Genomic DNA, 23976 nt, shown 5'->3' on the forward strand with positions numbered 1-23976 from the left:
AAAACAGATATTTATCTTGAAAATATCTGTTTTTTATTACACCTATTTCATTAACTTTTATTTAACATATTCTAAACATTGTGTTAAATATATATAAAAAAAGTTAAATTGATCGTATAAATATGTATATGATTCTTATTTTTGATCAACATAAATTAGTTGTATCATCTTTGAATATATGAAGTCTTTAATAAAAATACTCTCTGTAATTATAGTAATTTCAACTTCTGCTACCTCATGTGTATCTAATTACGTAGCAAGTAATAATGATACTTATAAATATCCTACCACTAACGAAATGCTGGTTTATCATCCTAAAACTGTTAAACTTTACAGTACGGCATCGGTTAGTGATGAAAATTATTCTACAACATTAAGAAATGATGTTGCTTTATTGGAAAACAGCAATATCTATGCCGAAAGCAGATTTTCAAAAAGAGCTTATAATTTACTAAGTGAAGCCAGAACTTATTTAGGAACTCCTTATAAATACGGAGGAACTACTAGAAGAGGTATAGATTGCTCTTCTTTTGTTCAGCATGTGTTTGCTGCATTAAACATTTCTTTGCCTCGTACATCAATTGAACAATCGCATAGAGGAACTTTTGTTTCTAAACATAATCTAAAAAAAGGAGACCTTATTTTCTTTGCTCATACTCCTAAAAGCAGAATTTCTCATGTAGGGATTGTTGAAAGCGTAAGCCCAACCGGGGAAATATTTTTTATTCACGCGTCTTCGTCCAAAGGAGTAACTATTTCTTCTCTGGATACTGCTTATTGGAGCGCGAAATTTAGAACAGGTAAAAGAATTTTAGATTCTGATATAGACATTCAAAAAATACATGAAGAAGCTCAAAATGATACTAGCCTAGCTAAAGCTTCTGTATAAAAATTAATTTTAACACTACGAAGGGGTGCTGTTTATAACGGCTGAGATTATACCCTAAGAACCTGGACAAGTAATGTTGTCAAGGGAAATCTTAGATAAAGATTTCAAATTATTGAAATCTTATTTTTTTTAGTCCTGTAACATATCCCTGAAATTTATTTATTATGAAAAAAAGGGATTGGTTTTATTTATTAGTTATCGCTCTTTTTAGTTTAAGCCTACAAGGACAGATTAAGAAAGATTCTTTAATTGAATTAAAAGAAATTATTGTTTCAGGAAATGCTCCCATTACTAAAGAACGTATTACCTCAAAACAACTGGAAGCCAAAAATTTAGGCCAAGATATCCCCTACTTGTTAAAAAATAATCTTTCGGTAGTTTCCACTTCAGATGCCGGAGCAGGAGTGGGTTATACCAGTTTAAGAATAAGAGGCAGTGACCAGACACGAATAAATGTTACTTTAAATGGAGTTCCTATCAACAATGCAGAGTCTCAAGGTCCTTTTTGGGTAAATATGCCCGATATTGCCTCTTCATTATCTAACCTTACCATACAACGGGGAGTAGGTACATCAACGGAAGGAACGGGATCTTTTGGCGCTAGTATTAATGCTAAAACTCAAACACCGTCCAAAACACCATATTTCCAATCAGATCAATCTGTAGGTTCGTTTAAAACACATAAGCACACCTTTGGATTGGGGACGGGTAAATTTTTTAATGACGCACTTACTTTAGATGCCAAAGTATCTTTTATAAAGTCTGATGGATATATAGACCGTGCTTTTTCTGATCTTTTTTCTTATTATGTCCATGGTTTGTACGAAAAAAATAAGACATCTATCGGGTTAATGACATTTGGCGGACAAGAAAAAACCTATCAAGCTTGGAATGGTGTTAATGAAGAAATGATGAAGAAAAGAAGGACTTTTAATTCATGCGGAGCCATTTATGATCAAGATGGAAATATTATCCGATATTATACTAATGAAACCGATAATTATAATCAAGATCATTATCATTTATATTTTAAACAAAGGTTTACTAATTCTTGGGTATTAAATTCCACGCTTTTTTATACTCGTGGTAAAGGATATTATGAAGAGTATAAACAAGATTCCAAATTATCCAATTATAAATTAAATGACCTTATAATAGGTAATGAAACTATTTCGCGTTCAGATTTGATTCGAAGACAATGGCTGGATAATAATTTTTACGGAATATTAAATCGTGTAACCGGAACGATTAATAATTGGAATCTTGAAATTGGAATGGGTGCAAATACCTATAAAGGATATCATTACGGAAATGTTATTTGGGCTCAATATTTTTCAAATGGCTTGAAAGATCATGAATATTACAGAAATAAAGCAGATAAAGACGAATATTCAGGCTTTTTTAAAGCTATAGTAACTCTTACACCCAACTTAGACTTATTTGGAGATATTCAATATCGATCCATACAATATAAAGGTCATGACCTCCCGGGTGGAGAAAGTGTTTACAAGAATGGTGGACCTATAAAATTTGATAAAAACTATAATTTTATCAATCCCAAAATCGGTACATCGTATAAAATTGATAAAGGATCTATCTATGTAACCTATGGATTAGCTCAACGAGAACCCAGCCGAAACGATATATTGGAAAACAAAAATGTAAAAGCAGAACTCCTTCATAATGTGGAGTTAGGAATTCAACAAAATTTCCGTGAATTTTCATATTCCGCAAACTGGTACGGAATGTATTACATCAACCAATTAGTGTTAAGCGGTAAAATAAATGATGTAGGAAGTTTTATACGAGAAAACAGCGGTAAAAGTTATCGAACCGGAATTGAACTTTCGGCAGCCTATCAATTTTCTGCCCAATTTTCACTTTCTGCTAATTCAACCTTAAGCATCAATAAAAATATAAATTTTAAAAAGGAAACTGATTCTGAAATAAAAAAACTAGGAAATACAACAATCGCTTTCTCTCCCTCGTATATTGGAAATGTTATAGCAGAATGGAAACCTATAAAAAATTTAAATTGCAAATGGATGAACCAATACGTTAGCAGTCAATATCTGACCAATGAAGAGCCTAAAAATGGAAAATTAAACGGTTATTTTATTTCTGACATGGTATTTGAATTTTCCCCAGCATTTTTTTCAATGAAATCTTTTAATTTAAAACTTGCCTTAAATAATATTTTCAACACAAAATATGAAAATAACGGATATTATTATGATAATACTCCTTTTTATTATCCTCAAGCCGGATTTAATTTTTTAACAGGCATCAGCTTTAAATTCTAACCATATGCTTTTGTGAAAACCTCGGATAAAAATTTTATTTTAGTTGACTGATTCTATTTAAATATATATTTTTGTATTAAAGATTTAATATGAAAAATCTGTTTATTTTATTTTTTTCCTTATCGATTATAAGCTTAACTGCACAAGATAAAAAATTAATCCAGTGGAAAAATTTATCAGAGGGTGACAGTCTTCAAGTACATGGAGATAATAGGTTGTTGTTTGTAGATATTTTTACTGACTGGTGCGGTCCTTGTAAATTTTTAGATAAATATACATTCCAAAATCAAGAAGTGGCTTCTTATATTAATGAGAATTTTATTCCGGTTAAATTCAATGCAGAATCTAAAGAATCCATAACTTTTAAAGGAAATACGTTCGATTACATTACAAACGGACAAGCCGGAATACAATCTTGGGCTTATTATGCATTAGGAGGAAATTTAAGATATCCTTCCATGGTATTAATAAATGAAAGAGGGGAAACAGTTTCTGTAATTTCAGGATTTATGCAGCCCGAAGAGTTTTTGAATACTATAAAAAATGTAAAATCTCAATTAGACCAAAATTTAGTCAAAGACAACTAATAAAAGCTCCTTGCCTTGATGTATACCAATATTTTGAAGAATTATTGTTGTATCGACTATGCTTATTATTGTTTCCTGTAATTATAATTGTACCGTCGGAAACTATTTCACATTCAATTAATGGATTATTTACAATCAGATAATCAACGGAATACTTATAATTTTTTGAAGATTTATTTAATATTTGAATTTTTTTACCTTCCCATTTATAAATTTTATCTTCCTTAGAAGGTCTTATTTGTATCTCATTGATTCTTTCTCCTATGCTGTAAGGATCTATAATATATCGCTTTACTAGTTCCCAATTTTCAGTTGAATCTCCTACGACTAGCAATTTCTTGCCATCCCTGAATCCCAATAAAGAATTTTTATGATTGAATACTATAAAATTTTTCTCTCCGGATAAATGATAATCATTATATAAAATACTCAACTGAAAGAGAATTATGCATAATAAAGGCGGAATTAGATGGTTCAATTTTAATCCTGAAAGATAATTTTTTAAAAAAATCAAAGAAAATGAGACAAAAAACAATTCCCATAAATTTAATGGAATATTTTTTAACATTAGTGGTTCTACCGAAGATATATAATAGGTAGAATCCACCAAAAGCTTAACTAAAAAATCATAAATAAATGAAAAATATTCCTGATACTCCCATGGTAAGAAAACCAAAAATAACTCTACTATTGATGAATAAGTAATTATAAATGTATAAGGTATTATCAAAATATTGATAGGAATCGATAACAATGAAAATTGATGAAAATAAAATAATACAAAAGGAAGCGTTCCTACCTGCGCAGCTAAAGTAACCGCCAATGGATTTACGATCCATTTATTAATTTTTTTATTCTTACTTTTCATATGATAAATCAAGATGGGGGACAACCAGACAATAAAAAATACGGCTATATAACTTAATTGAAAACCCACGGAATATATTTCATTCGGATCGCATAAAAGAATAATAAAAGCAGATAAGGCCATACTGTGATAGATAGAACCGGTACGTTTCAACAATTCAAAACAATAATAAATCGTTATCATTAAACATGATCGGAAAACAGAAGAGGTAAGTCCGACCAAACATCCAAAAAACCATACAAACAGTAATGAAATGATAATAATGGTTTTTCTGTTTCCACTTTTCATTAATAGGGTTAATAGGTTGAAAATAATACCAAATAACAGAGCAATATGCATTCCTGATATGGCTATTAAATGCATAATTCCGGATTTAGAATAAACATCAATAGATTCTTTTTTCATTTCCGACCGATCACCCAATAAATATGCTTTTAAAAATTCTTTTGAATCTTCTCCTAATGTTGAACTTTCAATTTTTTTAACTAAATACTGATTAAAATTTTTAATCGAATAAATTAGTGATGCATGCGGTGATTCTGAAATAATCTCATCTACTCTGCCCGTCTGCAAAATATAATTTCTTTTTAGATAATTCGAATAATCAAATTGATGAGGATTTAAAGCCCCTGTCGGATCAGTAATTGTAAGTTTCAAAATATATTCATTGCCAAGAGTTAAAACCGAATTATATTTTTGTTTATCAACAAAGATCAAAATAGATCCATTAGTTTGAAACTGTTTGTTTTTATATATAATAGTTGTAACCTCTGCAGTATATTTTCGAAAATTTTTACTTGAATTATTTTGCTCTTTTAATATAACTGTTAGTACTTGAGCTTTTCCATTTTCTTTATAATTTATATAATGATCATCTAATAAACAATTATTTAATTCAACTACAACCATTCCAACTAAACTCCAGCTTACTAAAGTTAAAATTGAAAATATGCCTTTGTAATCAGATTTATTAACTATAAATCCTAAGAACACTAAGAGTAACCCCAATAAAATTAATACATAAGGTATCGGAATGAAAATGAGATCACATAAAAAAATCCCCATTATCAAAGCCAAAAAATAATATACATAAGGATTTTTTGAAAAATTCATAGAAGTTTATTTAGCTAAAAATAGAAAATTTAGAGTTGATAGTATATAAAATCTCACAATTTATTACATTTTTTTTCAATATAGATTTTAGTATTTTATTTAATACTATTATATTTACTACTGTAAAAGAGTACAAAAACAAACTAATTAAATTAATATTTATGAATCTAAAGTATAAAGCATTAGACCTGTTTTGCTTTTTAAGCATTATGGCTCCTACGGCTATTGGTTTTGCACAAAACATATCTCCGGATTCAACTCAAATTTCAGAAAAAGAAATTGACGATGTTGTAGTCATTGGAAAAGGAGTTATAGATGTTGTAAAGGAAAGAGAAACCCCTATTGCTGTCTCTATTATTAAAAAACAAGAAATCAGGGACAAAGGAGGAAATCAGGAATTTCCTGCACTTATGAAAAATGCACCTTCCATTTATGTTAATGATGCCACCGGATATGGGGACTCAAAGATGATTACAAGAGGATTTAATCAATCCAATACCGCTGTTTTGATAAATGGTCAGCCTGTTAATGGTATGGAAAGCGGAAGTGTATATTGGACCAATTGGACCGGATTAATAGACATTGCCAACACCATCCAAGTACAAAGAGGTCTTGGGTCTTCTAAACTTGCTATATCTTCCGTTGGCGGCACCATAAATATTGTAACTAAAGCCACCGAAAAAAAAGCCGGTTCAACGGCTCGATTTTTAACGGGCAATGACGGTTTTTGGAGAACTACCTATGAATACAACAGCGGTTTACAGGGAAAATGGGGAGTATCTTTTTCAACCTCAACGTGGAGAGGCGACGGGTACAACAGAGGAACTAAAGGTTATGGTCAAAATTACTTTTTATCAATTGGCTTTCAACCCAATGAAAAGCATAATTTCAATTTTATAATTTTTGGAGCACCTCAAAATCATGATCAAAATTATTATACAAAAATATCTGATTTTAAAAGATATGGTTACCGATATAATGTAAATCAAGGGTGGTTAAACGGAAAAGAACTTTTATTACGAACTAATTATTATCATAAATCAGTAGCCAATTTAAATTGGGATTGGAAAATCAATGAAAAAAGTACTTTGTCTACCGTGTTCTACGGCTCTTTAGGAAGAGGTGGAGGAACCGGGGGATATGGCTCTAAATACATTGAAAGTCAAAACATTTCTACTCCACAAAGTCCCAACGCCATACCCGGAAGCAGAAATCAGGAAAATGGAACCATCAGTTGGGATGCAATTTTCGATTATAATTCTACACATAATACCGATGGAATAGGAACAGGTAGTGATAATTTCATCATACGATCTTCGGTAAACAATCATCAATGGTACGGACTGGTATCCAACTTTAATCATAAATTTAAAAAACATTTTGAGTTTAATGTCGGAATTGATGGGAGAGCTTATACGGGTACTCATTTTCAACAAGCCAATAATTTTTTAGGATTATCCGGAATTACCGACAATATCTCAACCAATGTAAACGGTACTCATACAGCAACTAAAAACTATAATATTAATCCCTGGAGTTCCTTATTTAGAAATGTAAGTAGGGGGCAAAGATTGAGTTTTGATTACGATGAAACCATTCAATATATTGGAGCATTCGGACAATTTGAATATGTTAATCATTTTATGAGCGCCTTTATACAAGGAGTAATTTCCGAACAATATAATTCCAGAAAAGATCGATTTAATTACACTCCCAACCATCAAAAATCTAAAACACTAAATAATACCGGTTACAATATCAAAGGAGGAGTAAATTTTAAAATTAATGAAAATCACAATATTTTCGGTAATGCCGGATATTATTCCAGACAGCCTTTTCAGAATAATTTATTTTTAAATTGGAAAAATGATGTCAACCCACTGGCTGATAATGAGGAAATCATTGGATTTGAAATCGGATATGAACTTCATTATAACTTTTTGGATTTAAGTATAAATTTATACAGAACCAGTTGGAATAACAGAGTAGAAACTATTTCAAATGAAAGCATCAATCAAATAGAAAATCGATCAGGCATCGATGAACTCCATCAGGGAATAGAAGTGGAATTTCTTGCCAAGCCTATCAGAAAATTACATTTTAAAGGGCATTTATCTTTAGGCAATTGGAAATATAATGGTAATGCGCATTCTACAACGTACGATTCCAATAATCTGTCCAATATTTTGAGTGAAAAGGATATTTTATTGGATGATGTTAAAACTTCAAACGCTCCCCAATTCAGTTATGGAGTTGGTTTAGTGTATAAAGCATTTAAAAATTTCACTTTTGATGCTGACTTAAACAGATATGAAAAATTATATTCGGATTTTGATGTAACCCGGGCGGCTACAAATACAAAAATCGATTTAATTGAGCTTCCCAATTATTTTACGTTAGATATGGGAGCTTCATATACTTTATATTTCGACAAAGCCTCATTACGTTTTAGAGCCAATGTCAACAATGCATTAAATGATGTATTTATGACCTATTCTAAAACCAATATAAAATCCGGTGATAAAGGAGCAGAAAACGTGAAATTTAAAGGAATCGATACCGCGAATCAGGTCTATTTCGGCAACGGAAGAACTTGGAATTTCGGTGTTACCTACAATTTTTAGTTGATAAGTTAACGATAAATAATCCTACATACTCATAAGATGTTATGTTTGATTATTTGGATCTAATTCATACGTGATTAAATTCTAAAATATTTTGGTAATTACTTGATAATTACAATAAATAGTAGAGTAAAATAGTAATTATTTTACTCTATTTTTATTATTTTTGTTTGAATAGCATTAACATTATGGATGTAATTAAAGATCAAATTATTAATAAATCAATTGAGCTGTTTACTCAAATAGGAGTTAAAGTGGTCACCATGGACATGATCAGTAAAGATTTATGCATGTCCAAAAAAACTATCTATGAACATTTTTCCAGCAAAGAAGATTTAATAAAAAATACATTCAGTAAATGCATTACCGCTGCTATTCAAGAACTTGAAAATAAAATTAAAAATTGCCCGAATATCATTCAACAAAAATTTATTATTCTTGAAGACAGCAGCCATTTTATTTTTTTTAAAGAAAACCAAACCTTATTTCAACTAAAAAATTTCTACCCGGATATTTATACCGAAATGATTTCTTTACAAAACAATTCCTTAAAAACGTTAATTAAAACAAATATTATTTTAGGCATTGAGGATGGATTATACAGATCTAAAATCAATAAAAAATTAACGGTTGAATATTTTTACCTGATTGAAAAGATTATAGCCATTGATGATAAACTTTCAGAAGTTAACGTAAATGATAACGTTGTGAAAAAATATTTTATAGAGTTATTAATACGTTCAATTGCTACCAAAAAAGGTTGTAAAGAACTTGAAAAATATATTTCTAAAAATTAAGAAGGAATTACCGAAACTGTTTTAAGTCCGAAAAAAGATGAAATGGAAATGATATGCTCAAAGACCTCTGCTTGAACTTCTTCATATTCATTCAAATCCGAAGTATTGGTAAAGCAATAAACCTCTAAAGGAACCCCATAAATCGTTGGATCCAAAAGCCTTATCAAAATTGTATCCATTTGAGATATGCGCAAGTTTTTTTTAAGATAAACTTGTACATACTTTCTAAATATTCCCATATTCGTATGACTTACGCCTTCATCCAATGTAATAGTGGTAAAATATTCTTTGAGAAGGCTACTATTTTTCAGCTCTTCAAACTCTTTTTTTCCTAAAAACTCAATGGATTGGCTATTGAAAACAATTGACCTTTTTATTCTTCGAGTATGTGAAGTTTTCATAGGGTCATAGTTTCTAACTTCTGTGGATATCAAATCATAAGTGGGTATGGTAGACACAGTTTTGTCTTTATTTAAAATTTTAGTGGTAATTAAATTAATGTCCACAATGCTTCCTTCTAAATTATATTTGGAGATAGAAATGTAGTCGCCCGATTTTAATTGTTTGGAGTTCGAAATATTAACTCCTGCCACAAATCCTAATATAGGATCTTTGAATACCAGAATTATAACAGCCATGGTAGCCCCTATAAAGGTAATAATATTAGAGCTTGTTAAATCAAATACAATCGAAATAATAATAAAGCTGGATAATACTATAATTAACATTTTAAGAAGTTCCAAAAATGTATTTAATCCAACGGTAACATAGCTTCTGTCTCTATTTTTTACTTGAGCATAGGAATTGATAACACTAATTAGAAATTTAGCAATAAACGTTATTAAAAATATACTGAATGCTAAATCTAAAATATGGAAACTCTGAGGATGAGGGTAAAAAATAACAGGCACTAATAAATAACATATTCCCAAAGGTAAGAGACGAAAGAAACTGGTAAATACATTTTTCTCAATAAAAGTATTCATCCATATATTTTTTGTATTGGGAACAATTTTCAATACGATTTTTAATAATACTTTACGCTGTAAAAAATCTAAAATCAAAAAAATAACCAGTATTATTAAAACTTTACTTGCAATTTGAGTGATTAAAACCACTTCATCGGGAAAATGATTCGAAATATATCGATCCAACTGATCGATTATCGTATTTTGGTTTTTTTGCCTTAATGTATTTGCCTCATTCATTAATCCGCTAAGTTTATATCAATTTATTAGAGATAAAGAGAAAAGTTTATAATTTATTAAGTATCTTTATAGTTACTTTTAATGTATCATATTTTATGCCTGACTTAATTTGGATAATTTTAATATTTATTCTCATACTTATTGGAATTATAGGCTCTGTTTTACCTGCATTACCGGGAACACCTATAGCATTTATAGGTTTATTAGTTTATAAGTTATGCCCTCTTGGCGAAAATCTAAGTTGGTGGTGGATTTCTTTTTGTGCGATTTTAACCATACTAGGAATGGTCATTAACTATTTTATGCCTATTCTTACTGTTAAAAAATTCGGAGGTTCCAAATACGGTGCTATCGGAGCTACTATTGGAACATTAATAGGTTTTATCGTACCCTATGGTTTTCTGTACGGACCTTTTTTAGGAGCCTTTGTTGGAGAATTGATTTATGATTTTATGAATAAAAGAGGGGCTTTAAAAGCCTCTTTGGGTGCTTTGCTGAGTTATTTTCTTTGTATGGGAGTTAATATAATTATATGCGGAATCATGATGACCATTTTTATTATCCATCTCACCTTTACTTATTTTAGCGTTAATTGATAAATAAACTTTATATTTAAAGTATCAAATACAATACTTTATGAAATTATATCCGATTGAAACCGGAAATTTTAAACTCGATGGAGGTGCTATGTTCGGCATTGTACCTAAATCTATCTGGCAAAAAACACATCCTGCAGATTCTAATAATTTGGTCGATTTAGCTATGAGATGTCTTCTTATTGAAGATGGCAAAAGACTAATATTAATTGATACGGGTATTGGAAACAAACAAAATAAAAAATTTTTTGGATATTATTATTTATGGGGCGATTTTTCTTTAGAAAAATCCTTAGCTCGATATGGCTTTACCTGTGATGATATTACTGATGTTTTTCTTACTCATTTACATTTAGATCATTGCGGGGGCGCCATCAAATGGAATAAAAGCAAAACGGGTTATAAACCAACATTCAAAAATGCTATTTATTGGAGCAATGAAGATCATTGGAATTGGGCCGTCCAACCTAATTTAAGAGAAAAAGCCTCTTTTTTAAAAGAAAACATTCTTCCCATTAAAGAAAGTGGTCAATTACAATATGTATCCATTCCTAAAGATAATTTTCTAAAAAATTCACCCTTAGGCTTTGATATATATTTTGTTAATGGACATACAGATAAGCAAATGTTACCCGTAATAATTTATGAGGGAAAAACAATAATTTATGCTGCTGATTTGTTACCTACTATCGGACATATTCCAATTCCTTATATTGCGGGATATGATACCCGCCCCCTACTCACTATACCCGAAAAGGAACAAATTTTAAATCTTGCCGAATCTCAAAATTATTTTTTCTTTTTTGAACATGATGCCGTTCATGAACTGTGTACAGTTAAAAAAACAGAAAAAGGAATCAGGCTCGATCAAACGTTTAGCTTTCTGGATATTTTTGGAAAATAAAAAACTCTATCAATCGTAATCAATGATAGAGTTTTTTACTTCTTTAAATACTATCTATTTTAATTGTCGTTGGCTGCTTGTATAGCTGTAATTACAACCGTATTGTAAATATCTTCTATTTTTGCGCCTCTACTTAAATCATTGATTGGTTTTCTCAATCCTTGAAGTACAGGCCCCAGCGCTAGTCCTCCGGATTCCCTTTGCACTGCTTTGTATGTATTATTACCGGTATTTAAATCCGGGAAAATCAATACATTTGCCTTTCCTGCAACTAAAGATCCCGGCATTTTACTGCTACCTACACTTGGAACTACCGCCGCATCATATTGAATCGGTCCTTCAATTAATAAGTCAGGACGCAAAGATTTTACCAGCTCTGTTGCTTTTCTAACTTTATCCACATCTACTCCCGCTCCTGAATATCCGGATGAATAAGAAAGCATGGCTATTTTCGGCTCAATTCCAAATTCTTTTGCAGTTCCTGCAGCAGAAATTGCTATATCTGCCAACTGTTCGTAAGTAGGATTAGGAACAATCGCACAATCACCGTAAACTAGTACCCTATCTTGCAAGAGCATGAAAAATACGGAAGAAACGGTTTTAATTCCCGGTTTTGTTTTAACAAATTGTAATGCAGGACGTATTGTGTGAGCAGTAGTATTTTGAGCTCCCGACACCATTCCATCTGCATCTCCTTTATACACCATCATGGTCCCAAAATAGGAGGCATCCAACATTAAATCTTTAGCCTGAGCATGTTCCATACCCTTATCTTTTCTAAGTTCATATAAGGTATCAACATAATCATTTAACTTATCGTTTTCTGTATTATCTAAAACAGAAATCAGATCCGTATTCCAACTTAGTCCCAGTTGGTTAACTTTTTGTATTATTTCATCCGGTTTACCTAAAATTGTGATTTTTACAATTTCATCATCCGCTAACATGGAAGCGGCGCGTAGAATTCTCTCATCTCCTCCTTCCGGTAAAACTATATGTTTGTGGGCTGCTTTTGCTTCTTTCAATAAATTATACTGGAACATTCTTGGGGTAATTCCTTCAATTTTAAATGAAGAAATCCTCTTATCAAGCTCCGGCACATCTACATATTGTTCAAACAGGTCAATATTACGTTTAATTTTTGCCGTGTTTTCAGGATAAATTGTTGATTTAATATTATCAATAGCTGTTGCTGCTTCAAATGTTCCCATATCAACAAGCATAATAGGCATGTTTACACTCGATCCATCAATCATTTTCATAATTGAAGCATCAGGACCTATTCCTGCAGTTAGTATTATTCCTGAAATTCTTTTAAAATTAGATAAGTTGGAAAGTAAAGTTCCAACGATTAAATCGGATCGATCACCGGGAAGTATTACAACGCAATCTTCTTCAACATAGTTAATGAATTGAGATAGTAACATACCTCCAATCATAAACTTAGTGATGGATCGATTTAAATTTTCACTTCCATGAAGTACTTTAGCTCCTAAAACATCAGCCACTTCTTTTAGTGTAGGAAAGCTTAAAGGTTTATCGTTAGGAATTATAGATAATAAAACGGAATCACCAATGCGTTTCTTACTTTTAGTAATAACTTCTTCTATATCTTTATCACATTTATTAACAATTACCGCAATAACTTTATTATCCTTCTTTAAAAAATTGTTTAATTCCAGACTTATATTTTTAGCTAAATCGTGTGAATTTTTAAATGAATCTTTTACAACAAGAACAACCGGAATATTTAATGATTTAGCAATGATAACATTTAAATCATATTCTAATGAAGTACTTCCTGCTGATATATCAGTACCATCAATTAGTACAAAGTCAAATCTATCTTCTAATGCTTTATACTTTTGAATAATACTATCGTATGCCTCATTTAATCTGCCACTATTTTGAAGATCAATAATTTCACTTTTAGTAAAAGCGTACGCATCTTCATAACTCTGATTAAGATTAAAATAAGAAATCATAGTTTCAATATGGTTATCTTTTATCCCATCATCTAAATCATCAATAATAGGACGAAAATAACCAATATTCGGTGTTCTTCTCATTACCATTTGCAATATCCCCAAGCTAATTAAAGATTTTCCGCTATAAGGACATGTAGCCGCTACATATACTGATCTATTGTTCATTTAATATTATAATTGTAAGTATTGCAAAAGTACAAAATTGAGGAATATACATTTAATTAAATTTATAAATTAAAATATATCTAAATAATGTCATTTATTTATTATAAAATATGATTTTTAGTAAAAAAATATGCATTCTTATTAAAATTCAACTTTCAATCCGTCATAAGCTAAAAAAACATGATTAGGCAATGTTTTTTCCACCTCTTCATGAAACCCTAATTGATAGCTGATGTGTGTTAAATAAGCCTTTTTAGGCTTAACTTTCTCAATGATTTCCAATGCATCAAACAAAGTAAAATGGGAAGCATGAGCTTCCTTTCTTAAAGCATTGATAACTAATACTTCTGAAAATTTAATTTTTTCTATTTCTTCTTCAGAAATGGAGGAAGCATCAGTGATATATGATAATCCCCCTATTTTATATCCTAAAATGGGCAACTTACCGTGTAAAATATGTATGGACTGAATAGAAACATTTTGAAAAGAGATATCACCATTCACTGAATGTAATTCAAAACCGGGAGCACCCGGATATTTCACTTCTGCAAAAGCATAAGAAAATCTTCTTTTTATATCTTCTAATACCCTTTCCTTTCCAAAAATAGGAATATCATGTCCTTTCAAAAAATTGATGGGACGTAAATCATCTAATCCTCCAATATGGTCTGTGTGTTCATGCGTTATTAATACGGCATCTACATTGGATTTATTTTCTCGCAACATTTGCTGTCTGAAATCAGGACCGCAGTCAATTAATAAATCCAATCCTTTATATTGAACCAGTGCAGAAGTCCGTAATCTTTTATCTTTTACATCTTGAGACTTACATACCGGATCATTTGAACCTATTACCGGAATTCCTTGAGAAGTTCCTGTCCCTAAGAATGTTATATTACTTTTTTGTAGTACCATAATTTTTGTAAATTTACGAACAAAAGTTGAAAATATGCTCTCTCATAAACAAGTACTAACCCCTAGGCAAAAAGCTCTTCAGATTAATTTAAACAAAGACATTTATGGGACTTTTTCTGAAATAGGAGCAGGTCAGGAAACCGTACGCTATTTTTTTAGAGCGGGCGCAGCTTCTAAAACTATTGCCAAAGCAATTTCTGCCTATGATAAAGAAGTAAGTGATTCTATTTATGGAAAAGAACCGGATAATAGATATGTTTCTCAAGCACGATTGCATAAAATGCTTGACCATGAAATTGAATTAATTGAGGAACGAATCGATAGAAGCAATTGTTCAGGCAGAAAATTTTTTTCTTATGCCAACACAGTTACTACCATCAATTTTAATAAAACTTTTAAAGGGCATGGTTGGGTTGGAATCCGATTTCAATTACACGAATTAGAACCGTATAATGAAATTATTTTACATGTTCGTTTCCATGAAAACGACACTAAATTACAACAGGAAACCTTAGGCATTTTAGGAGTAAATTTAATCTATGGTTCTTTTTTTTACAGCGATAATCCCAAAAAAATAATTTCATCTCTTTATGATGAACTCAGCACCGATCAGATTGAAATTGATATGATTAATTTCAGCGGACCGGATTATGCTGCTGTGGACAATCGTTTAATGAGCTTACAGTTAGTTAAAAACGGAATGGCGGATGCAGCTGTTTTTGAGCCTAACGGAAAAAATGTTCTTCCCGCGGATGAATTATATAATAAAAATATTTTCGCTTTAAGAGGAAGTTTCCGTCCGGTTACCCATGTAAACATTGATATGTGTAATCAAGGATTGAAAATGTTTATGAATGAAAAAAAGGTAAATAAAGAAAATACTAAGGTACTATTTGAAATTACTTTATCTAACCTGCTTGCTTCCGGAGAGATCAATGAACAAGATTTTCTAGATCGGGCGGATGTTTTAGGAAAATTAGGATATACTGTTTTAATTTCTAATTTTTCCGAATATTATCGTTTAGTAGATTATTTCAGCAGATTTACTACGGAACGAATCGGTATTTCAATGGGCGTTAATAATTTATTGGACATTTTTAAAGAAGGATATTATAACCACTTAAGCGGTGGTATTATGGAAGCTTTTGGAAAGCTGTTTAAGCAGCATATGCGAATTTATCTTTATCCTTATGTTGATCAAGAAACAGGACAGTTTCTCAATTCTGAAAATTTAAAAGTTAATGAAAGCCTTAAAGATTTATACAAATATTTCAAAAAAAATAAGAGAATTGTAGATATTAAAGATTATAATGAATCCTATCTCAGAATTTATGGAAAGCAAATTCTTACTCAGATTGCTTCCGGTAAAAACGGTTGGGAAATTAATATGCCCAATGAAGTCGCCGATATGATTAAAGAAAAGGGTATGTTCGGATACTCAGTGGATTATGCTATTAATTAATGTTTTAATGAAATGATTATATATTCAGAAAGTTTTCACGTTGAATATCCTTTAGAAAAGGAATGGATCGATTGGGTTAAAAATACTTTAATCCCTGAAATGTATGAAATTCAAATATTTACTAAGGTTATATTTTCAAAAGTTATTTCTCATCCGGATGAATCAGGAAGTACCTATTCTCTCCAATATTATGCCGCTAACAAAAAAGATTTAGAAGACTATTATAAAAACCATTCCGATCGATTTGCTCAATTATTATTTCATAAGTTTGGAACCCGAGTTTTGTCCTTTAAAACTGAATTAGAGCTACTTGAAAGTTTCGAATTTTAATATACCATTTCTTCTATATAAAAAGAAAATACACTATACAAAGTAATTTATTATTTTCCAATCAAAGAGATGATATAAATTTTTTTGTATAATCCAATGTTTTTTCAATTTCAATATCTTTTATACAATCAGAAATAAACCATGTTTCATAACCTGAAGGCGGCAAATATATTCCGTGGTTTAGTAGATAATGAAAATATTTGTTAAACATTTCATGATCAGCTTTTGTTGCATCATCAAAGTTTGAAACTTCTGATATACCAAAAAATACGGTCATCATCGATGAACATTGATTAATACATATGGGTATACCGGCGTTTTTAAAAATAGTTCTTAATTCATCGGATAGGATTTTTGTAGTTTGTGTAATTCTATGGAAAATATCTAAATCATCTTTCAGTAGGGATAAGGTTGTATATCCGGCCCTCATAGCAATTGGATTTCCGGATAAAGTTCCCGCTTGATAAACCTTACCAACCGGAGATAAACAATCCATTATTTCCTTTCGAGCGGCAAATGCTCCGACGGGCATTCCACCTCCAATAATTTTACCATAAGTTACTATATCTGCCTGAATGTTAAAAAACTCTTGAGCTCCCCCCATCTTTGCTCGAAAACCTGTCATGACTTCGTCAAAAATCAGTAATGACTGATTCTCTTCACATAGTTGCTTTAACTTAACAAGAAAATCTCCTTTAGGAGATATACATCCCATATTACCTGCTATAGGTTCTAGTATAACTGCTGCAATTTCGCCCTTATTCTTTTCGAAAACAGATTTTACAGATTCGATATCGTTATATTTAGCCAACAAAGTATCCTTTGCCGTTCCTTCCGTTACCCCCGGACTATTAGGATTTCCAAAGGTAACAGCACCACTTCCGGCTTTTATAAGAAAGGAGTCGGAATGTCCATGATAGCACCCTTCAAACTTAATAAATTTATTTCTTGATGTAAAACCTCTTGCTAATCGAATTGCAGACATACAGGCTTCCGTACCTGAATTAACCATTCTTATTTTATCAATAGAAGGCACAGAAGAGGTAATCAATTTAGCAATTTCTGTTTCTAATTCCGTAGGAGTTCCAAATGAAAACCCATTTTTCATTTGCTCTTTTACTGCTTCTACTACTTGGGGATGATTATGACCTAGAATCATAGGGCCCCATGAGTTTATATAATCTATATATGTGTTTCCGTCTTCATCTGTAAGATATGCCCCTTTTGCCGATTTCATAAAAACAGGAACTCCTCCGACAGATTTAAATGCTCTTACGGGCGAATTTACTCCTCCGGGTATATATTGTTGTGCCTCTTGAAATAAAGCCTTACTTCTTTTAAATAACATCTACCAACCCTATTTTAACTTTTTCTCCCTTTTAATAAAATTCTATCTCCTTGTTTAGGCTCATCTCCCGGAAACATTAAATTTCTTTTGTATAATTCAATTAAAGAAATACCATTTTCTTGGGCTATATCGTACATTTTCTCTCCTTCCTTTACAATATGTTCTTTGTTGATTCCTTTTTTCTTTTTAGGATCTAAAAAGATTTTTTGGTTAATTACTAAACTATCTTGAAAGAGTAAATCATTATAAGATTTTAATTGATTTAATGAGATGTGATAGGCTTTTGAAATATCTTCCAACGTATCTCCTTTCCTTAATATAATATATCTTACTTTTCCATTGGGATGAATTCTAATTCTAGAGCTAGGGAATTCAAAATTATTGGTTTTAACGACAGCAATTTTCTTTACATTTTCTACTTTTTTATCCGTTACTTTAACCGGAGTTGTTTTTTGGGGAATATCAATTTTTACTGTTTTTGTATTAGCATCTGCCAACAAAATTGATGATTCATCTACCTTTTCAATACTATTATTGGATTTATATGTATCCGGATATAACTCTGCTAACTTTTTATCTACATTATCAGAGGTTAAAGAATCAAACTGGTATAATTTATATCTTTCAATTAAATTGATTAACATATATGCGTACTTGGGATTAGTAGCATATCCTGCTTTTCTTAAACCATGTGCCCATGCTTTATAATCTTTTCTATCTAATTGAAACAGTTTTTTATAATAGGGTCTTTCTGCTAAAAATAAAGAATGGTCTCTGTAAGATTCTTTTGCAGAGGTATATTTTCTAAAACATTCTCCTCTGGCATCATCATCATGATACATTCTCCCTCCGGTCCAATCATTTTTACATTTAATGCCAAAATGATTATTTCCTACCTGTGCTAAAATACTCTGCCCGTTACCTGTTTCTAAAATTCCTTGTGCTAAGGTAATACTTGCAGGAATTTGATACATTTCCATTTCTTCTACCGCAATTTTAGCATAAGTTTGAATGTATAATTCATCTTTTTTTACAGATTCTTGAGCCAGAATGAAATTTCCTAAAACTATCGCTATTAGAAATATTCCAAATTTTTTCATGTTACAATTATAGGTTTATTTTTCTTCTTTAAGTACTTATTCATTTCTTTAATTCCTTGTAAACCTCCTGTGTGTATTGCTAAAATTTTTTTGTCCTTATGGATTTGCCCCTTTTTTATCATGTCTCTTAATCCGAACATCATTTTTCCTGTATATATAGGATCAAGGGGAATATGATTGAGATAATAAAATTCGTTAATAAAATCGATTAATTCGGTCGTAATTTTAGCGTATCCTCCAAAGTGGTACTCCAAATTTACTATAAAATTTTCTTTGTTAGTATGTTTTAATAATTCTTTAACTAAAAAATGAGCGTTTTTTAATACCGGAAATCCGATTATTTGTTGGTGAGGAAGTGCTCCTACAGATAATCCCGAAACAGTTCCTCCGGTACCCATTGCAGAAGTAATTATGTCATAAGAAGAGGTTTTTTCTGATAGTATTTCTGCTGCTCCTTTTACAGCCAATGAATTTGTTCCGCCCTCAGGTACTAAATAATGATTAGGAATGGTATTAAGTATATTCTGTATATAACTCGACTGTTCTTTTAATCTATATTCATGCCTAGGTACAAAAATAAATTCCATGCCATAAGCGGAAGCTTCTGTTAGTGTTAAATTATCTTTCCATTTATCAACAATTTCTTCTCCTCGAATTATACCTATAGATTGGAAACCATTCTCATTAGCTGCTGCCGCACAGGCTACAATATGGTTAGACATTGCTCCGCCAAAAGTTACCAATATTTTCTTTCCTAATTCTTTAGCTTTTTGAATATTATATTTTAATTTCCAAAATTTATTTCCTGAAATGACGGGATGAATCAGATCTTCTCTCTTTATATGAAGAACTTGATCTGTTTGTAAGCCCGGAAATTGAAAAGTTTGTATAGGTACATTCATTTTATTTTCATGAATTTATTTTTATATGAATATATCTAATGATTTAATAAACATTCCATAAACAACTAAAGCATATTCATTTATACTAATTTAAATAAAGAATATGCTTTAGTGATATAATTTTTTAATTATTTTTAATCTTATCTTACTCCATGCATCATTTTTACTAGTACTTTATTTAATGCGATCATCAATACTCCACAAATGATTACAAATAATGAAATATATAAAAATATTTTACCTGCTCCTAATGTTTCGACTGTAGAAGCTAAAAAGCCTCCTACTATATTCGCAATAAAGGATGCCATTAGCCATACTCCCATTAATAGAGATGCTAATTTAGGAGGTGCCAATTTTGTTACTACGGAAAGTCCGACAGGCGATAAACATAATTCCCCTATGGTATGAACAAGATACGTTAAAATTAACCACCATATACTCGCTTTAATGGTAACATCGGCTATATCGCCCCCTCGTTCTGCAACTGCTCCTAACATAAAGAAAAATCCAACTCCTAAAATTATCATTCCTAATCCCATTTTTAACGGAGTTGTTAGTTTCTGCCCTAATTTAGTATTCCAAAAATATGCAAAGATTGGAGCTAAAACTACTATAAAAAATGGATTTACCGATTGGAATAATGAAGTGGGTATATTGTATTCTCCAATAAAAGGCAAGTTTACATTTCTGTCGATAAATTTATCTGTATACAATGATAAAGATGAACCGGCTTGCTCAAATCCTGCAAAAAAGAAAATAGCAAAAAAGAAATAAATAAATATAACAGCAACTCTTTGTTTTTCATTCTTAGTTAGTGGAACGTTTGGATCAACATCACTATTCGTATCGTTTTTGGTGACTTTTCCTTGAGGTTTCAACCCTAGATCTCCTAAATATTTTTTCGCCAACGTATTATAGGTAATTTGTCCAAAAAACATTCCGACTGCAGCTGCAAGGAAACCATATTTATACCCATATGATATTATTTTTCCTGCGGCATCTCTTGTAGAGAAAATATCATCGGTTAATATTCCTACAATAATGGGAGCAATCAATGCTCCTAAATTTATGCCCATATAAAAAATAGAAAATGCTGAGTCTCTTTTAGGATCGCCATCTGCATATAAACCACCTACCAAAGTTGATATATTGGGTTTAAAAAATCCATTTCCTATAATTAGAAGGAATAACCCTACATACAGTCCACTTTGGGTATTTAATGAAAATAATGCCAGTTGCCCACACATCATTATAATTCCTCCTATTGTAATGGAATGTCTTTGCCCTAAATATTTATCTGCCAACCATCCTCCAATTAATGGAGTAAAATAAACAAACCCCGTAAAGAAACCATATATTAAGCTGGCTGTTTGAGCATCTATACCTAAACCTCCTTCTAAATAAGATTTTGTAAGATATAGTATTAAAATTCCTCTCATCCCATAATACGAAAATCGTTCCCACATTTCTGTTAAAAACAGTAGGTATAACCCTTTAGGATGCCCTTTTTTAACTTGAGTTTCTGTCATAATATAATTTATACTTAGTTTTACTTATTATTATTATTATTTAACTTCTTGCATTAATTTCCTTATCAAAGGAGAAAATAGAATTAAAGCAATACCGGTAATTAATGCATAATTGGCCAATTGTCCGAATCCTGTAGTATATGAATATAATTTAGTTACTAAAGATGCATTTTCATCCGGAGAAGACATTTCTGCCCCTAAAAGACCTGCTACATATTGTGCATAAGAACTGGCTAAGAACCACATTCCCATCATCATTCCTGATAAATTTTTGGGAGATAATTTGGTAACTATAGATAAGCCTACCGGAGATAAACAAAGTTCTGCGAACGTCATAACCAAATAGGCTATAGTAAAGATATTTAAAGATGTCATTCCGTTGGAATCGGCAAAATATCTTGTACTATATAAAATATAAAAAGAGCCGGAAAGAAATAAAAATCCCAATCCAAATTTTATTACCGTATTGGGTTCTAATTTTATTTTTGCCAACCATAGCCATAATAATCCAAACAAAGGACTTAAGATTATTACAAATAAAGCATTGGAGCTATTATTTACAATATTGGGGTCAATATTAAAAAACAGTAATTTATGACTTAGGTTTCCTTCGGCAAAAATAGCCAGAGCTCCTCCACTTTGTTCAAAAAATGCAAAAAAAAGTATTGAAAAAATAATTAAAATCATCGCTGCAACAAGTTTTTTTCTTATTTGTGCGCTTTTTATTTTAATAAGTTCTATAATAAACAAAGCTATTGCCAACGGACCAATGGTATACATAAAATAATCGGTATATCGAGTATTATGTATCATGGCATAAATAATAGGTACGCATAACAATACTCCTAAGTACACAAACATCTCACGTGTTCTCCTGGTTGAAGGTTTCATATCTATCAATGGTGAGTCACCAATAGGACCTAAATATTTTTTGGTTGCTAGGAAGATTAAAATACCTATTAGCATTACTATCGCTGCGGCTAAAAAGCATAAATTCCAGGAATGATATTTTCCTAAATAAACACATAAAACCCCACCAAACAAGGCTCCTAAATTTATACCCGAATAAAAAAGCCCGAATCCTGCATCTCTTCGTGGATCTTTTTCACTGTATAAATCTCCAACCATTGTGGAAATGTTAGGCTTAAAAAACCCGGTTCCAATTATTGATAATGTTATTCCAAAATAAAAAAAATCATGTGGAGAATAAGCGATAATTAAATTACCTAAAACCATGGTTAAACCTCCAATGAAAAGAGATTTTTTAAATCCTAATATTTTATCTGCCAATATCCCCCCAATAAAAGTAAAAGCATAAATAAATGCTTGTATTGCTCCGTATTTAAGGTTAGAATCTTTATCAGTAACTCCTAATTGACCGACCATAAAAATTGTAAGAACTCCTCTCATACCGTAGAAGCAGAAACGTTCCCACATTTCAATCAAAAATAGATATATTAGCTGTTTTGGATATTTTCCGCGAAAATTATGAATTTCTTCTAAAGTAAGTTCTTTATTTTTTTGGATATTGTCATTCATATTATTATCACTGTTAGTAGTATTAATCGTTTTAAATTCATAAATGCTTAAAAATCAATTATTTATATTTTTTAATTGATTTTTTACTATCAAAAATACTAAAAATTCCTAAAATCAAATAGAAGTATAAGCAATAATCTTAAAAATAATATAATTTTTGAATAAAAAATAGAGCTTATTTATTTTATTATCTTAAATTTTTTTTACTTAATAATGAAATAATTTTAAGCTATAATTACTAACAATAAATATAAAGACGTATTTTTTTAATGATTTATTAAACTAATTGGTATAAATATTTACTACGAACTATCACGTAAAATAATTTTCTAATCAGATTAATTTATTATTAATTATTTAATTCATTAGATAATTACTTTTAAGTAGTAGTTATTGTATTATGAAATTTAAATACTATAAGCTAAAAAAAACATCGAAAAATTAGTTACAAAAGAAATAGAATCAATAAAACCTATTTCATTAATTTATGATTTCAAAAACTATTTAGATTTACTATTTTTAAATAAGAAGGTCCTTATCGGGATTGAGATTGTTTTTAATAACGTCGATGAGTATACCAAACCACTCCAAACAAAAACAAAAAAAGCCTTGTATATTACCTATACAAAGCTTTCTTTTTTAAAAAACCGGCGGCTACCTACTCTCCCGCGTTTGCAGTACCATCAGCGCAAGTAGGCTTAACTTCTGTGTTCGAAATGGGAACAGGTGAGCCCTACCGCTATAACCACCCTAAATATCTTAATGGGATTTTATATAAATTTGTAAACGCTTACGGCCAATTATATTAA

The 23976-nt window shown here is 30.7% G+C and carries 18 protein-coding genes, 1 rRNA gene and 1 riboswitch; of the genes, 9 read left to right on the forward strand and 10 right to left on the reverse strand.

Annotated features, from left to right (window positions below):
• Positions 1–178: 178 nt before the first annotated feature.
• The 3 genes from C4S75_RS03120 (at position 179) to C4S75_RS03130 (ending at position 3779) form a co-directional block, all read left to right on the forward strand.
• Positions 179–889 carry a C40 family peptidase gene (locus C4S75_RS03120; RefSeq protein ID WP_105296865.1) on the forward strand — a complete coding sequence of 237 codons (711 nt, stop codon included), beginning with the start codon at positions 179–181 and terminating at the stop codon, positions 887–889.
• An 11-nt stretch (positions 890–900) separates the two neighbouring features.
• Positions 901–995: riboswitch (TPP riboswitch) on the forward strand.
• A gap of 58 nt (positions 996–1053) precedes the next feature.
• Positions 1054–3192 carry a TonB-dependent receptor gene (locus C4S75_RS03125; protein ID WP_105296866.1) on the forward strand — a complete coding sequence of 713 codons (2139 nt, stop codon included), beginning with the start codon at positions 1054–1056 and terminating at the stop codon, positions 3190–3192.
• An 89-nt stretch (positions 3193–3281) separates the two neighbouring features.
• Positions 3282–3779, forward strand: coding sequence for a DUF255 domain-containing protein (locus tag C4S75_RS03130; protein WP_105296867.1), 498 nt, complete (start codon positions 3282–3284; stop codon positions 3777–3779).
• On the opposite strand, the gene C4S75_RS03135 is transcribed toward C4S75_RS03130, so the two are convergent.
• The gene (locus C4S75_RS03135; protein ID WP_105296868.1) at positions 3766–5760 is read right to left on the reverse strand and encodes a ComEC/Rec2 family competence protein; all 1995 of its coding nucleotides are present in this window, start codon (positions 5758–5760) and stop codon (positions 3766–3768) included. The genes C4S75_RS03130 and C4S75_RS03135 overlap by 14 nt on opposite strands.
• 161 nt (positions 5761–5921) lie before the next feature.
• Here C4S75_RS03135 and C4S75_RS03140 point away from each other — a divergent pair, with 161 nt between their 5' ends.
• Together C4S75_RS03140 and C4S75_RS03145 are read left to right on the forward strand one after the other, a co-directional pair.
• Entirely contained in the window at positions 5922–8384 is a 2463-nt protein-coding gene (locus tag C4S75_RS03140; protein ID WP_105296869.1) for a TonB-dependent receptor, read from the forward strand.
• 188 nt (positions 8385–8572) lie between these two features.
• On the forward strand, positions 8573–9181 hold the full coding sequence (locus tag C4S75_RS03145; protein ID WP_105296870.1) for a TetR/AcrR family transcriptional regulator: 609 nt from the start codon (positions 8573–8575) through the stop codon (positions 9179–9181).
• Here C4S75_RS03145 and C4S75_RS03150 read toward each other — a convergent pair.
• Entirely contained in the window at positions 9178–10389 is a 1212-nt protein-coding gene (locus tag C4S75_RS03150; protein WP_105296871.1) for a mechanosensitive ion channel family protein, read from the reverse strand. The genes C4S75_RS03145 and C4S75_RS03150 overlap by 4 nt on opposite strands.
• A 95-nt stretch (positions 10390–10484) precedes the next feature.
• On the opposite strand from C4S75_RS03150, the gene C4S75_RS03155 reads away from it, so the two are divergent.
• Complete coding sequence (locus C4S75_RS03155) at positions 10485–10985, forward strand: DUF456 domain-containing protein (RefSeq protein ID WP_105296872.1); 501 nt, start codon at positions 10485–10487, stop codon at positions 10983–10985.
• 40 nt (positions 10986–11025) lie between these two features.
• A complete protein-coding gene (locus tag C4S75_RS03160) occupies positions 11026–11889 on the forward strand; it encodes an MBL fold metallo-hydrolase (RefSeq protein ID WP_105296873.1) in 864 nt (287 codons plus the stop codon).
• Between the two features lie 59 nt (positions 11890–11948).
• Here the strand turns inward: C4S75_RS03160 and pta are convergent, their stop codons facing one another.
• Positions 11949–14042 carry a phosphate acetyltransferase gene (gene pta, locus C4S75_RS03165; RefSeq protein ID WP_105296874.1) on the reverse strand — a complete coding sequence of 698 codons (2094 nt, stop codon included), beginning with the start codon at positions 14040–14042 and terminating at the stop codon, positions 11949–11951.
• Between the two features lie 141 nt (positions 14043–14183).
• Positions 14184–14957 (reverse strand): MBL fold metallo-hydrolase, encoded by a 774-nt coding sequence (locus C4S75_RS03170; protein WP_105296875.1) that lies wholly within the window; start codon positions 14955–14957, stop codon positions 14184–14186.
• 34 nt (positions 14958–14991) lie between these two features.
• Between C4S75_RS03170 and C4S75_RS03175 the strand changes: the two genes are divergently transcribed.
• Both C4S75_RS03175 and C4S75_RS03180 read left to right on the forward strand, forming a co-directional pair.
• Complete coding sequence (locus tag C4S75_RS03175; protein WP_105296876.1) at positions 14992–16419, forward strand: nicotinate-nucleotide adenylyltransferase; 1428 nt, start codon at positions 14992–14994, stop codon at positions 16417–16419.
• Between the two features lie 12 nt (positions 16420–16431).
• Positions 16432–16749, forward strand: a complete 318-nt coding sequence (locus C4S75_RS03180) for a DUF4286 family protein (RefSeq protein ID WP_105296877.1) — start codon at positions 16432–16434, stop codon at positions 16747–16749.
• 61 nt (positions 16750–16810) lie between these two features.
• Here C4S75_RS03180 and hemL read toward each other — a convergent pair whose 3' ends face one another.
• The 6 genes from hemL to rrf all read right to left on the reverse strand — a co-directional run bounded on the left by hemL (position 16811) and on the right by rrf (position 23920).
• Positions 16811–18097 carry a glutamate-1-semialdehyde 2,1-aminomutase gene (hemL, locus tag C4S75_RS03185; RefSeq protein WP_105296878.1) on the reverse strand — a complete coding sequence of 429 codons (1287 nt, stop codon included), beginning with the start codon at positions 18095–18097 and terminating at the stop codon, positions 16811–16813.
• 14 nt (positions 18098–18111) lie between these two features.
• Complete coding sequence (locus tag C4S75_RS03190; RefSeq protein ID WP_105296879.1) at positions 18112–19197, reverse strand: glucosaminidase domain-containing protein; 1086 nt, start codon at positions 19195–19197, stop codon at positions 18112–18114.
• Positions 19194–20099 carry a 1-aminocyclopropane-1-carboxylate deaminase/D-cysteine desulfhydrase gene (locus tag C4S75_RS03195; protein ID WP_105296880.1) on the reverse strand — a complete coding sequence of 302 codons (906 nt, stop codon included), beginning with the start codon at positions 20097–20099 and terminating at the stop codon, positions 19194–19196. Before C4S75_RS03195 ends, C4S75_RS03190 begins: the two co-directional genes overlap by 4 nt.
• A 140-nt stretch (positions 20100–20239) precedes the next feature.
• The gene (locus tag C4S75_RS03200; protein ID WP_105296881.1) at positions 20240–21628 is read right to left on the reverse strand and encodes a peptide MFS transporter; all 1389 of its coding nucleotides are present in this window, start codon (positions 21626–21628) and stop codon (positions 20240–20242) included.
• A 36-nt stretch (positions 21629–21664) separates the two neighbouring features.
• Positions 21665–23167: a peptide MFS transporter gene (locus C4S75_RS03205; RefSeq protein ID WP_105296882.1), complete on the reverse strand. Its 1503-nt coding sequence runs from the start codon at positions 23165–23167 to the stop codon at positions 21665–21667.
• Between the two features lie 645 nt (positions 23168–23812).
• Positions 23813–23920 (reverse strand): 5S ribosomal RNA (rrf, locus tag C4S75_RS03210).
• Between the last annotated feature and the right edge of the window lie 56 nt (positions 23921–23976).

It is taken from the genome of Apibacter sp. wkB309, assembly GCF_002964915.1.
Classification (GTDB): Bacteria; Bacteroidota; Bacteroidia; order Flavobacteriales; family Weeksellaceae; genus Apibacter.